Here is an 11,824-nt window from a genome sequence, read left to right as displayed (position 1 = left end):
CGCGAGAAATCAGAACTGGGATAAAAACCGCAGATCATTTTCATAATAAAGGCGAATATCATTAATGCCGTACTTGAGCATGGCGATTCGTTCCACACCAAGACCAAAGGCGAAACCGGTATACTCCTCCGGGTCATAGCCGACCTTTTTGAAAACTTCAGGGTCGATCATCCCGCTGCCGAGAATCTCAAGCCAGCCGGTCTGCTTGCAGACCCGGCATCCGGCACCTTTGCAGATCACGCAGCAGATGTCCACTTCGGCGCTGGGTTCGGTAAACGGGAAAAAACTGGGACGGAAACGAATGGGGGTGTTCTCATCGAACATTCTGGTGATAAAGATCGACAGCACCCCTTTCAGATCGGCGAAGGATACATTGCGATCAACCAGAAAGCCCTCCACCTGATGGAACATCGGGGTGTGGGTCACATCGGAGTCACAGCGATACACCTTGCCGGGAGCAATCATCCTTAAGGGAGGATTCTTGCTGGCCATGGTCCTGATCTGCATTGGAGAGGTGTGGGTCCTGAGCAGCAGGGACTCGCTGACATAAAAAGTGTCGTGCATGTCCCGGGCAGGATGATGAGGGGGGATGTTCAGGGCCTCAAAATTATAGAAATCCGTCTCGACATCGGGCCCTTCGGCAACTGCGAAACCAAGTCCCTCAAAAATCCCGCAGACCTCTTCCATGATCTGGGTGACAGGGTGCAAACGACCAAGAGGGATTGTTCTGCCAGGCAAACTCAGATCTAGAGCAGGCCCCTTCGGTCTGGAGCCGGTTCCTTCCACTTCTGCATGCCTGGCCGCAAAAGCTTCTTCAATTTCCTGCTTCACCTCGTTGGCCAGTTTACCGACCCTCGGTCTTTCAGCGGGATCAACCTGGCCAAGTTTTTTCATCAGGCCGGAAAAGAGCCCCTTGCGCCCGAGGTATTTCACCCTGAATTCTTCGAGCGCAGCAACATCTGCCAATCCGGCAAGACAGTCGAGGGCCTCCGACTTCAATTTCTGAAGTTCGTTCTCCATTCTAGGCGATAATCAGATCAGAAAAGCGGCGGATCAGGAAGCCAGTTTGGCGACCTGGGAGAACGCGACCGGATCAAGAATTGCCATATTGGACAGAACCTTGCGATCCAGACTGATCTCGGCCTTCTTCAGACCACCCATGAGCCTGCTGTAAGAAAGTCCGTTGATCCGGGCAGCGGCATTGATCCTCGCGATCCACAGCTTGCGGAAATCACCCTTGCGTTCCTTGCGGTCACGATAGGCGTACACCAGCGCCCGATCAACAGCCTCGGTCGCGGTCTTGTAGAGACGATGCCGTCCTCCGACATAACCGCTGGCCAATTTCAGAACTTTATTTCTCCGGCGACGCGCTTTAAACCCGCGTTTTACTCTAGGCATTGCTATCTCCTTGCAACTCAAAGCGGCCCCAACGCATGGCGGGCCTTTTTTTAATTCAGAATGAAAAATGCAGCGCGAAAAAAAGACAATTTGCAATCATCCTGAGATTTTACGCTTTGCACTCTTTTTCACCCATCGGGTATAAGTCTCGATGTCTCGCAAGCTCGCTTATCGGTACGAGCAGACAAGCTGCTCAACTCAGCTTTAACACTTCATTTTCAAATATAGGGCAACAACCGTTTCATCTGCTTGAGGTTGGCATGATCAACGATCTCGCCAAGACGAAGCCCCCGTTTCCTCTTGGTGGACTTCTTGGTCAGGATGTGACTGCTGAAAGCCTTTCGGCGGGCAATCTTTCCTGAACCGGTGAGTTTGAACCGCTTGGCTGCGCCTCTGTTTGTCTTCATTTTAGGCATGACACATACTCCCTTTAATAACATGGCCGATTCCGGACAAGCCGGAACCGGCTTTTAAAACAATATTTATAAAATGGCCGCAACCGCAGCCGCATGGATCAGCTTTTTTTCGGTCCCAGAAACATCGCCATCTGCCGGCCTTCCATGGTCGGCGGCTGAATGATTTCCGCCACATCCTCCAAGGATTCTCCGACCTTCTTGAGAACATCCATCCCGATCGTATTGGCATAGACGATTTCACGTCCTCTGAATCTCAGGGTGACCTTGACCTTGTTCTTGTTTTCCAGGAATTTCCTTATATTTCTGACTTTGAAGTCAAGATCGTGTTTCTCGGTCTTCGGCCGCAGTTTGATCTCTTTAACCTCAACAACAGTCTGTTTTTTCTTGGCTTCCTGCTGTTTCTTGCTCTGCTCGTAGCGGAACTTGCCATAATCCATAATCCGGCAGACCGGCGGCTCAGCGTCAGGAGACACCTCGACCAGATCAAGACCTGCTTCATCGGCCAGCTTCAGAGCCGCCTCGATAGAGATGACCCCGACCTGGGCGCCATCCGCACCGATGACTCTGACCTCTTTACTGGTGATCAGCTCATTGATATTGGCCCTTGCTTCCTTGCCGCTTTTAGCACTCTTTTTCCTTCCTTTAATACTCTTACCTCCTGTTCCCGACATGAATGATCTGGCCGCTTTTAAAACAGCTGCTATTCATAGCACATAAAGCCATGTTGTTTCAACTAAATAAAGCTGCGTTAAGCAGCTCGCCGCCGGCTTCACTCAGAAAGCCTCTTTTCCCCGGCCTCCTGGGTGCGGACCATTTCTGCAAACTCCGCAACCGTCATCGGCGGCAGGTTTTTGCCATCCCGCAACCGGATGGTGATTCTGGAAGATTCGACTTCCTTGTCGCCAATGACCAGCATATACGGCACTTTCTGGAGCTGTGCCTCCCTGATCTTGTAATTCAGTTTCTCGTTGCGCAGATCCTTCTCGACCCTGATCCCGAGTTTGCGGAGTTCACTATAAACGGCAGCAGAATATTCCGCCTGGGCGTCGGTGATGTTCATGATCCGCGCCTGGACCGGCGACAGCCAGACCGGAAAAGCCCCGGCATAATGCTCGATCAGGACGCCGAAAAACCTTTCCAGGGAACCCATCAGGGCCCGGTGAATCATGATCGGCTGATGGGCCTGCCCGTCTTCGCCGGTATAACTGATGGCAAAACGTTCCGGCAGGTTGAAATCAACCTGGATCGTCGAACATTGCCAGGAACGCCCCAGCACATCCTTGATCTTGATGTCGATTTTCGGCCCGTAGAAAACACCTTCGCCCGGGTCTAGCGCATAGGCGAGTCCTTTCTTTTCAAGAGCGAGCTTCAAAGCTTCGGTGGCCTGCGCCCAGTTTTCGTCGCTCCCCACATATTTTTCCGGCCGGGTGGAAAGATAGATATCGTAGTGATCAAAGCCGAACATCTTGAGGATTTTCAGGTTCAGATCGAGAATATTGAATATCTCTTCTTCAAGCTGGTCCGGGCGGCAGAAGATATGGGCGTCATCCTGGGTAAAACCCCTGACTCGCATCAGACCGTGCAGGGCGCCGGTCTTTTCATAACGGTATACCGTACCAAGTTCACACCAGCGGATCGGGAACTCCCGATAACTTCTCTTTCTGGTGTTGTAGATCGCGATATGAAAGGGGCAGTTCATCGGTTTCAGCTGATAACTGACCTCATCGATATCGATGGAGGAGTACATGTTCTCCCCGTAGAAATCAAGGTGCCCGCTGGTGTTCCACATATCCCGTCTGGCGATATGCGGGGTGTAGAGCAGTTCATAGTCGTGGCGGTAATGCTCTTCCTTCCACTGGTCCTCAATCAGCTTTCTTGCCAGCGCCCCCTTGGGCTGCCAGAGAATAAGCCCCGGGCCGACCTGGTCCTGAATAGTAAAGAGCTCAAGTTCCCGACCAAGTTTTCGATGGTCTCTCTTCTTTGCCTCTTCGAGCTGCAGCAGATACTGCTTGAGGTCTTTATCATTATAAAATGCGGCGCCGTAGATCCGCTGCAGCATCCGGTTTTTTTCATCGCCACGCCAGTAGGCGCCGGCCAGTCTGGTCAGCTTGTAGGCCTGGAGCAAGCCGCAATGGGGAACGTGCGGGCCGCGGCACAGGTCAAGAAAGTCACCGACCTGGTAGGTACTGACCGTATCATCCTCAATCCCGTCAAGGATCTCAACCTTGTATTTCTGTCCCTGTCCGGCAAAAAGTTTTTTCGCCTCGTCGACCGATAATTCCCTGCGTATAAACGGCTGCGCGGAACCGGTCAGCTGCTGCATTCTGATTTCGATCTTCTCAAGGTCCTCAGGAACAAACGGCTCGTCCCGATCAAAATCATAATAGAAACCGTCATCGGTCGATGGACCGATCGCAACCTTGATATCCTGGCCGAAAAGGTCAATCACCGCATGGGCCATCAGATGCGCGCAACTGTGACGGATAATCTCGACCCCTTCGTCTGAATCGGCAGTGATCAGCTCAACGTCAAGATCACTGTTTACCGGCGCGGAAAGATCATACAGCTGGTCACCACACCGGTATGCCACGACTCTTTTCCGCAGTTTACCGGAAGCGAGTTCCTGCAGTGCCTCGGAAAAAGGGGCCCCGGCGGCAACCGTTGTTTTTTTGTCTCCATCCTTCAGAGACACTGTAAAATCAGCCATTATCAGACCTGTCCGGTGGTACTACGCTTGGCGGAATAAAAAAAAAATAAGCACATTGGCGGCGCCAACCTGCCTATATCTCAACCTCTACAAACAAAAAACAGGATCAGAAAGAAACCTGATCAGTGAAATCTCTGGTAGGCACGGGCGGATTCGAACCGCCGACCTCTTGCGTGTCGAGCAAGCGCTCTAACCAACTGAGCTACGCGCCTATGATCGGTATCATCGCTACCGGAAACAACCTGAAAAAACAAGCCCGGCAACACTGTAACTGAAGGAGGAATGAAATAACAGCAATCGCCTGCCCTGTCAAGGATAAATCGTCGGTTCCGGAAATAAAAATACACCTTCTCAACCCGTATCTTTTCGTGCCTCAATCGCCCTGGCCAGGGTCACCTCATCGGCATACTTGATGTCCATGCCCATCGGAATCCCGCAGGCCAGTCTGGTTGTCCTGACCGGCAGTTTCTTAAGAAGACTGATCAGATACGCGGCCGTTGCCTCACCGGGCACCGTAGAACTTGTGGCAATCAGAACTTCCGCGACCTTGTTCCTCTTCACCCTTTCGAGCAGCGCATCAACCTTTATTTCCGCCGGCCCCACACCATCCATGGGCGAAAGCACCCCGTGCAGAATGTGATACTGACCTTTAAAGGTAGAGACCTTCTCAATGGCGATCAGATCGGCAGGCTCCTCCACAACACAGACCAGACCGGGATCACGGCCTGGGTCACTGCAGATATTGCACGGATCGGACTCGGAAAAGGCGCAGCAGTTGGAACACATGCTGATCGCATCATGGAGACCAGCCAGATCACGGGCCAGATCACGGGCCTCTGCCTGCGGCCTTCTCAGGATATGCAGGGCAAGACGGGTGGCGGATTTCTTCCCGATCCCGGGCAGCCGATTCAGGTCTTCGATCAACCGGGCAAGCGCCGGCGGGACGACATTCATAAAATCCGGCTCCTGCTCAGAACAGACCCGGGATATTCAACCCGCCGGTCAGTTTGGCCATTTCCCGGCGTGCCAGATCCTGAGACTGCCGCAAGGCTTCATTAACGGCCGCAATCACAAGGTCCTGAAGCATCCCGGGGTCGGCCGGATCAATCACTGCCTTCTCAATCGAGAGGCGTACCAGTTCGCTTTTGCCGTTAACGGTGGCCTTCACCATTCCGCCGCCCACCGAAGAACTGACTTCCTTGCCCGCCAGCTCCCCCTGAATTTCAGCCATCTTCTGCTGAAACTGCTGGGCCTGCTGCATGATCTGTTTCATATCCATTCGTTACTCCTCCGAGATATCAACCTTGATCTCGCGACTCCGCGGTCCCGTCCTGATCCCGGCCACCCTGCCGCCAAAAACTTCCGAGGTCATCTGGACCAGGGGGTCGTTGGCCAGGGCCCGTCTCTCCTCCTGAGGCCCATCGCCGTTCCCCTCTTTTCCTTCCTGGGAAACAAGGTCCCGGGCAATGATCCGGACCCGCAGTTCATGCTGAAAATAATCCTGGGCAAACTCGGTGAGATTTTTGAGGTTGTCCTTCTGCAACAGGATGCTGCAGTCCGAATGATCTTCATATTTCATGACCAGATCATCACCCTGAATCCGCATCACATTGCACATCTGGAGAACCGGAGCCATCCACTTGCGCCGGTCCTTGACATAGTCGACAAAACCATCCCAGGCACCACGCACATCGCGGTCACCGTCTTTCTCACCGCCCTTTGCGGCAACGCTGCCCGGAACCGATGGTGGTTCCAGGCCTGCTGCCTCTTCTGCCCGGCCGACAGGTTCCGGATCAGTTAACGGCTCAACGGGAATTTCAGGAGTTTTTTTTTCCGGGACGTCAGGGCTCCGGATCGGTGGACCCGCAACCGGTTCGGCCGTATACAGGGAAGCCCCGGCGGAAACAAGACCTCCACCGCCTTTGAGCAGTGCATCCAGGCGCCCGATCAGGTCGGAAACCGGGACGATCTGGCCGGTTTGCAAGGCTCTGGCGAAGGTCATCTCCAGGACCAGTCGCGGGTGAGGTGCATACTGCATTTCAGCCGCTCCCTTCAGGAGCAGATCAAACAAACGGTAAAGGGTCTCCGGCGTGTATTTGGCCGCCAGCTCCGACATCGCCGCCAGCTCGTGATCGGAACCGTCGAGAAGCTGCCCCGGATTGTCCACAACCCGGCAGATGATGAGGCTCCGGGAAAAATTGAGCAGGTCAGAGGTGAACCGTTTCAGATCGGCCCCGGCCGCGGAAACCTGATCGAGAATTTCGAGCCCGGGTGACAATTCTCCTGCCAGCAGCACCTCCATCAGCCGGAAAAAGACCTGGCGGTCTACAAGGCCAAGCACCTCCCGGACATCAATATCCGTCATCCGGTCTTCGCCGAATGAAAAAACCTGATCAAGCAGACTCAAGCCATCCCGGACACTTCCCGATGCTTCGGTCGCGATCATCTCAAGGGCGCTATCCGAAATCGACACCCCTTCATCGCCGGCAATCTTTTTAAAGAAAGCGAAGAGTTCAGCAAAAAGCACCCGCTTCAACTCATAGCGCTGACAACGGGACAGAATGGTCACCGGTATCTTGTGGATCTCGGTGGTTGCGAACATGAAGATCACATGGGCTGGCGGCTCTTCAAGCGTTTTCAGCAACGCATTAAAGGCCGGATCGGTCAGCATATGTACTTCATCGATGATAATGATCTTGTAGCGGCACTTGGTGGGGTGAAAGCGGATATTCTCTTTCAGCTCGCGGATCTCATCGATCCCGCGGTTGGAAGCGCCATCGATTTCATGCAGGTCGAGGGCTGTCCCGCTGGTGATCTCCCGACAGGACTCACACTGGTTGCACGGCGGTTCAGCGGTCTCCCCGGTGCAGTTGAGGGCCTTGGCCATAATCCTGGCGAGGGTGGTTTTCCCCACTCCCCGCACTCCGGAAAACAACATCGCATGCGGAACCCGCTGCTTTTTTATGGCATTGCGGAGGATCCTGACCACCGGCCCCTGACCGACAACCTGGGAAAAATCCTGCGGCCGCCATTTTCTGGCAAGGACGAGATAAGACATGGGCCCTTACTCCGCAGCATCTGCGCAGGCGGCAGAAGCAGGATCGGTTTTATGGCATTTCGGCATCATTCGCAAATTACCCGGGCCAATGAAGAATGGAGAATTAAAAATGCAAAATAAAAAAACAAAAACCGCTTGGACAACACCCATTCGGCACCAGATATTCAATTTCACATTTCGTATTTTGCATTTTGCATTTTGCATTTTGCATTTTGCATTTTGCATTTTGCATTTTGCATTTTCTGTCAGGGAGTAAACATACCAGAGAGGAGGGGAATGAGACAATAGCCCAAACAAAAAACTTCTCCCACCGCCTGCTCATCCGTAGATTTGCGCAGAGGCAAGGAAGATACCGGGTTGCCATACACCCGTATGCAAACCGGTTGATGACGCAGCATATGCGCAAATCCACGAAGTTCAGAAAATGATAGCCGGGCGACCTGCATCACACACTGGCAATCGCTACCGTTGCTTCCTTCCGGACCTGGCGGAGTTCGCGAACCATTGTTGCGCAGGGCCCGGCTATCAAAGCGGACAGACACCGGAGCGAAAAAAAACCTGTTCACGGCATCCTGATTATTTGGCGGAGAAGGTGGGATTCGAACCCACGGTGCGTTGCCGCACACACGCGTTCCAGGCGTGCACCTTCGGCCACTCGGTCACCTCTCCTGATTGAACCGCACTTTGAACACCGCCCGTCCGGGCGGCGAAGTTGGCTAATATAATGTTTGTTGGCAGAAATTGGTAGAAAAATCTGCGTCATTCGCCAATCCTTCCCGGATAAGCATCTCCAGCCGCAGACCTTCTCTTTTCCTTGAAAAATTCCCGCAACAGACCGGCCGATTCCTCCGCCAGAATCCCTCCGGTAATCTGCAGCTCATGATTCAGGAGACCATCACTGCCTATTTTATAGCAGCTTCGCACTCCGCCGCCCTTCGGATCAGGAGCGCCATAGACCAGGTGCCCGATCCGGGCATGAACCATGGCCCCGGCACACATGACGCAAGGCTCCAGGGTCACATAGACCGTGCAACCGGTGAGCCGATAATTCCCTGCTGCCCGACCGGCCTCCCGCAAAGCAAGAATTTCCGCATGGGCCACCGGATCGTTCCGGCCAATCGGGCTGTTCCCGGCTCTGGCCAGAATCTTGCCTGTCGGGCTTACTACAACCGCGCCGATGGGCACTTCTCCCCTCCCGGCTGCAGCTTCAGCTTCTGCCAGGGCCATTCTCATGAAATCATGGTCCACACTCCACCTCGGTGACATAAGCGGCACGAAAGGATGATTGACCCGCCAAGGCAAATCACCCCTCAACCTGAATATCGTTGTTCACTCTTTTAATTAGTAATTACTCCTCGGATTATTTATATTACAAACCATATTCACCGCCATATCTTTCTGAAATTGCGAAACGGAGTCACGATCATGACTAGAATCACCTGGATTATCCTCCTCCTTTTCATCCTTACCGGCTGCGCGACCCAGAGGATTCCTTTTCCCGAGACGGAACTCTCCCGGATCACCATCAAGGGCGACCACACGATTCAAGGAGAAATCTTCCTGATCGATCAATTTGAAGAAAAACAGGTGGGGATTGAACAGGAAGTAACCCTCGAACCGGTAAGTTCTTATAGTGACCAGTGGTACACAGTCAGTTACCTTGGGAATCGATCGATTAAAAAGGCCGACCCACGTTACGAGCAATATGTTGCGCGGACTCAATCCGATAAGGAGGGGAAATTTTCCATTACCGGAGTCGCACCTGGAGAATACTATCTGACCGGCACCGTCGGCTGGCATGCGGTGAACTGTTCCTCCGAGGTGGTCGTAACCAATGTACCGATCAGCAACAAGTTGACTGTAGATAACACCAATAGAATTCTCGAGGTCAAACTTACCAAACCATACAACAGCCCAACTTTGATCTGCGATTTATATAACCAGGGAGATTGGGACAAGAATTAAAGCTGAGTTGAGCAGCTCGTCTGCTCGTACCGATAAGCGAGCTTGCGAGACATCGAGACTTATACCCGCAGGGTGAAAAGCTGAGTTGAGCAGCTCGCCTGCTCGTACCGATAAGCGAGCTTGCGAGACATCGAGACTTATACCCGCAGGGTGAAAAGCTTAAGTTGAGCAGCTCGCCTGCTCGTACCGATAAGCGAGCTTGCGAGACATCGAGACTAATACCCGAATGGGTGAAAGAGTATTGATTGATGCCGCTCTGGGAAGAATCCATCCCTCTGATGCGGGAGGGATACCATAAAAAAATCCGTGACCTGGCGTATGGCCCCGCTGCGAAAGGACAGAAAGTCTATCCGCCGCCGGAGCTGGTCTTTAACGCCATGCGCCAGACTCCTTTCACCGAGGTCAGGGTGGTAATCCTCGGGCAGGATCCCTACATCAATGAATTCAACAACATCCCCGAGGCCCACGGTCTCTGCTTTTCTGTGCGCCAGGGCCTTCCCGTGCCGCCATCCCTGAAAAACATTTTCAAGGAAATTCAGAACTCCATTTATCCCGGAACGCCGCACAATTTCTCCACCGACCTCACCCGCTGGGCAAAACAGGGAGTACTGCTGTTAAATGCCAGCCTGTCGGTTCTCGCCGGAAAATCCAATTCCCACGCCGATCTTGGCTGGCACCAGTTGACCGACAACATCATTGAGACGGTTTCAGCACAGAAAGAACATGTGGTTTTCATGCTCTGGGGAGCCTTTGCCCAGAAAAAGGAAACCCTGATCGATAAAAGAAAACATCTGGTCCTGAAAACCAGCCACCCATCCCCTCTCTCTGCCCACCGTGGCTTCTTGGGCTCAGGGGTATTCGTAAAATGCAACGCCTACCTGCAGGAACATGGTCTGAAAGAGGTAATGTGGTAGAAATCAGCCATCTTCGCGACTGGGGAACTCCGGATCATCCAGCAGCTTGAAGATTCTCTGCTTCTGGGTCGTTTTCCGTTGATGAAAATCAACGATCTCCCGAATAATCCTTAAGGCTTCACCTTCCTCAAGATTCCGCGCCACCCTTCGCGCCACTTTCGGCGTCGGCCCCCCCTTGCCGCCTGCATAAATATCATACCCGTTCCTGGTTGCAACCACTCCGATATCGGTCAACAGCGCCCCTGAGCACATGGCGGGACACCCTGAAATGGCGATCTTGAATTTTGGTTTAACGTTCTCCAGATCTTTGAAATGCTCAATGATTTTTTCCGAAAGGGCATCGGTATCAGCCAGTCCCAGCTTACAGTTGCCGCTGCCGATGCAGACCTTCGGCAAGGGGAAGAGTCCCGGCTTTTTGAAGGTTGCGCCAACCTCGACAAGCGCCGCTTTTATCGGCGCAAGTTCCGACTTTTCAATGTTATACAGTCTCATATTCTGTGCCGTGGTGAGGTAGATATCAAAGGTGAAAACCTTCCTCAGTTCAGTTACTTTCTGCAGCACAGCGCCCGGAAGTTTGCCACCGGGGAGCATAATGGTCACACTCTGCCTGCCGTTATCTTTTTCTGCTTCATTCATCACATCTCACCTGTACAGTTTAATAAACGGGACCACACTGCCTGACTTTCTGTTGCACCACGAAATCCCCTCGACTCCTGCAGGGGGCTGACAATATATTCCATTTTTGAAAAAATTGTTGGATGATTTGTTCAAGACCGTTTATTTATGATGTGAATCAACAACCACTTAACCGGAGCAGACCATGGGCCATTACAGCACGAATCCATATCGACAAGACGCCAAAACCGGCAACTCGATAGACCGCAAACGAGAGCAGGAAAGGCGATTCATGCTCCAGTCCGCCTTGAAAAACAGTGATGAGCTGGCTACCCGCCTGGTACAGAAGCTGATGGACAAGCAGATCATCGAGACCAACTCCGACGCCGCCATCAGGGAAGTGATGAGCGACCAGCTGCAGAAACTGTCGGACATGGAGGAACACGAGATCAACTTCAAAATCGCCCCGCTCCGCCAACTGGTCCCCAATCCGAATTTCGTGAGCCTTTATATCACCCAGTACATTATTGAAGACCTGATCAACCACCGAAACATTGAAGACATCTATGGAGAGGAAGGCGACATTTACCTGGTTGTCGATTCCGTGCTGAACGTTCTCCGTCCGCAGTGATCATGCCTGAGTTGCGCAGCTTGTCTGCCCTTGCCCGACTTATACCCGAAGGATAAAAAAGTGACGGAGACGATCCATCCCAACCGTCTGCCGTCGCTTGTCTATGCGAACCGGCGCGGC

Annotated in this window: 13 protein-coding genes, 2 tRNA genes and 1 other RNA gene; 3 read left to right on the top strand and 13 right to left on the bottom strand. The window is 52.9% G+C overall.

Translation table 11 applies throughout. From position 1 onward, the window contains the following. Positions 1–9 precede the first annotated feature (9 nt). The 12 genes from pheS to tadA all read right to left on the bottom strand — a co-directional run bounded on the left by pheS (position 10) and on the right by tadA (position 8,845). Entirely contained in the window at positions 10–1,020 is a 1,011-nt protein-coding gene (gene pheS, locus KKG35_08405) for a phenylalanine--tRNA ligase subunit alpha (GenBank protein ID MBU1738147.1), read from the bottom strand. A gap of 33 nt (positions 1,021–1,053) precedes the next feature. After that, on the bottom strand, positions 1,054–1,398 hold the full coding sequence (gene rplT, locus KKG35_08400) for a 50S ribosomal protein L20 (protein MBU1738146.1): 345 nt from the start codon (positions 1,396–1,398) through the stop codon (positions 1,054–1,056). Positions 1,399–1,616: 218 nt separating this feature from the next. After that, a complete protein-coding gene (gene rpmI, locus KKG35_08395) occupies positions 1,617–1,814 on the bottom strand; it encodes a 50S ribosomal protein L35 (GenBank protein MBU1738145.1) in 198 nt (65 codons plus the stop codon). Positions 1,815–1,912: 98 nt separating this feature from the next. Beyond that, a complete protein-coding gene (infC, locus tag KKG35_08390) occupies positions 1,913–2,485 on the bottom strand; it encodes a translation initiation factor IF-3 (GenBank protein ID MBU1738144.1) in 573 nt (190 codons plus the stop codon). Between the two features lie 98 nt (positions 2,486–2,583). Continuing rightward, positions 2,584–4,521: a threonine--tRNA ligase gene (gene thrS / locus KKG35_08385; protein ID MBU1738143.1), complete on the bottom strand. Its 1,938-nt coding sequence runs from the start codon at positions 4,519–4,521 to the stop codon at positions 2,584–2,586. 135 nt (positions 4,522–4,656) lie between these two features. Then, positions 4,657–4,733 (bottom strand) — tRNA-Val (locus KKG35_08380). 139 nt (positions 4,734–4,872) lie between these two features. Then, positions 4,873–5,475 (bottom strand): recombination mediator RecR, encoded by a 603-nt coding sequence (recR, locus tag KKG35_08375; protein ID MBU1738142.1) that lies wholly within the window; start codon positions 5,473–5,475, stop codon positions 4,873–4,875. A 16-nt stretch (positions 5,476–5,491) separates the two neighbouring features. Beyond that, a complete protein-coding gene (locus KKG35_08370) occupies positions 5,492–5,800 on the bottom strand; it encodes a YbaB/EbfC family nucleoid-associated protein (GenBank protein ID MBU1738141.1) in 309 nt (102 codons plus the stop codon). A 3-nt stretch (positions 5,801–5,803) separates the two neighbouring features. Then, positions 5,804–7,579 (bottom strand): DNA polymerase III subunit gamma/tau, encoded by a 1,776-nt coding sequence (gene dnaX / locus KKG35_08365; protein MBU1738140.1) that lies wholly within the window; start codon positions 7,577–7,579, stop codon positions 5,804–5,806. A 426-nt stretch (positions 7,580–8,005) separates the two neighbouring features. Beyond that, positions 8,006–8,103, bottom strand: an RNA gene (gene ffs, locus KKG35_08360) — signal recognition particle sRNA small type. A gap of 57 nt (positions 8,104–8,160) precedes the next feature. Continuing rightward, a tRNA-Ser gene (locus KKG35_08355) sits at positions 8,161–8,248 on the bottom strand. A 90-nt stretch (positions 8,249–8,338) separates the two neighbouring features. After that, positions 8,339–8,845 carry a tRNA adenosine(34) deaminase TadA gene (tadA, locus tag KKG35_08350; protein ID MBU1738139.1) on the bottom strand — a complete coding sequence of 169 codons (507 nt, stop codon included), beginning with the start codon at positions 8,843–8,845 and terminating at the stop codon, positions 8,339–8,341. A gap of 159 nt (positions 8,846–9,004) precedes the next feature. On the opposite strand from tadA, the gene KKG35_08345 reads away from it, so the two are divergent. Together KKG35_08345 and ung are read left to right on the top strand one after the other, a co-directional pair. Beyond that, positions 9,005–9,544 (top strand): carboxypeptidase-like regulatory domain-containing protein, encoded by a 540-nt coding sequence (locus tag KKG35_08345; protein MBU1738138.1) that lies wholly within the window; start codon positions 9,005–9,007, stop codon positions 9,542–9,544. A 248-nt stretch (positions 9,545–9,792) separates the two neighbouring features. Then, the gene (gene ung / locus KKG35_08340) at positions 9,793–10,458 is read left to right on the top strand and encodes a uracil-DNA glycosylase (protein MBU1738137.1); all 666 of its coding nucleotides are present in this window, start codon (positions 9,793–9,795) and stop codon (positions 10,456–10,458) included. Positions 10,459–10,461: 3 nt separating this feature from the next. Here the strand turns inward: ung and KKG35_08335 are convergent, their stop codons facing one another. Beyond that, positions 10,462–11,094, bottom strand: a complete 633-nt coding sequence (locus KKG35_08335; GenBank protein MBU1738136.1) for a nitrite reductase — start codon at positions 11,092–11,094, stop codon at positions 10,462–10,464. Positions 11,095–11,278: 184 nt separating this feature from the next. Between KKG35_08335 and KKG35_08330 the strand changes: the two genes are divergently transcribed. Next, complete coding sequence (locus KKG35_08330; GenBank protein MBU1738135.1) at positions 11,279–11,704, top strand: hypothetical protein; 426 nt, start codon at positions 11,279–11,281, stop codon at positions 11,702–11,704. The last annotated feature ends 120 nt before the right edge of the window (positions 11,705–11,824 follow it).

Source organism: Pseudomonadota bacterium, assembly GCA_018823285.1.
In the GTDB taxonomy this organism is placed as follows: Bacteria; Desulfobacterota; Desulfobulbia; order Desulfobulbales; family JAGXFP01; genus JAHJIQ01.
The sequence above is the reverse complement of the archived record's forward strand: the minus strand, read 5'-3'. Positions and strand labels throughout refer to the sequence as shown.

What these genes read in the sequence shown, in the direction of transcription:
- KKG35_08370 (MBU1738141.1), bottom strand. Translation starts at nt 5,800, where the DNA reads ATGGATATGAAACAGATCATGCAGCAGGCCCAGCAGTTTCAGCAGAAG.
- thrS (MBU1738143.1), bottom strand. Translation starts at nt 4,521, where the DNA reads ATGGCTGATTTTACAGTGTCTCTGAAGGATGGAGACAAAAAAACAACG.
- dnaX (MBU1738140.1), bottom strand. Translation starts at nt 7,579, where the DNA reads ATGTCTTATCTCGTCCTTGCCAGAAAATGGCGGCCGCAGGATTTTTCC.
- KKG35_08335 (MBU1738136.1), bottom strand. Translation starts at nt 11,094, where the DNA reads ATGAATGAAGCAGAAAAAGATAACGGCAGGCAGAGTGTGACCATTATG.
- pheS (MBU1738147.1), bottom strand. Translation starts at nt 1,020, where the DNA reads ATGGAGAACGAACTTCAGAAATTGAAGTCGGAGGCCCTCGACTGTCTT.
- rpmI (MBU1738145.1), bottom strand. Translation starts at nt 1,814, where the DNA reads ATGCCTAAAATGAAGACAAACAGAGGCGCAGCCAAGCGGTTCAAACTC.
- ung (MBU1738137.1), top strand. Translation starts at nt 9,793, where the DNA reads ATGCCGCTCTGGGAAGAATCCATCCCTCTGATGCGGGAGGGATACCAT.
- KKG35_08330 (MBU1738135.1), top strand. Translation starts at nt 11,279, where the DNA reads ATGGGCCATTACAGCACGAATCCATATCGACAAGACGCCAAAACCGGC.
- recR (MBU1738142.1), bottom strand. Translation starts at nt 5,475, where the DNA reads ATGAATGTCGTCCCGCCGGCGCTTGCCCGGTTGATCGAAGACCTGAAT.
- tadA (MBU1738139.1), bottom strand. Translation starts at nt 8,845, where the DNA reads ATGTCACCGAGGTGGAGTGTGGACCATGATTTCATGAGAATGGCCCTG.
- rplT (MBU1738146.1), bottom strand. Translation starts at nt 1,398, where the DNA reads ATGCCTAGAGTAAAACGCGGGTTTAAAGCGCGTCGCCGGAGAAATAAA.
- KKG35_08345 (MBU1738138.1), top strand. Translation starts at nt 9,005, where the DNA reads ATGACTAGAATCACCTGGATTATCCTCCTCCTTTTCATCCTTACCGGC.
- infC (MBU1738144.1), bottom strand. Translation starts at nt 2,485, where the DNA reads ATGTCGGGAACAGGAGGTAAGAGTATTAAAGGAAGGAAAAAGAGTGCT.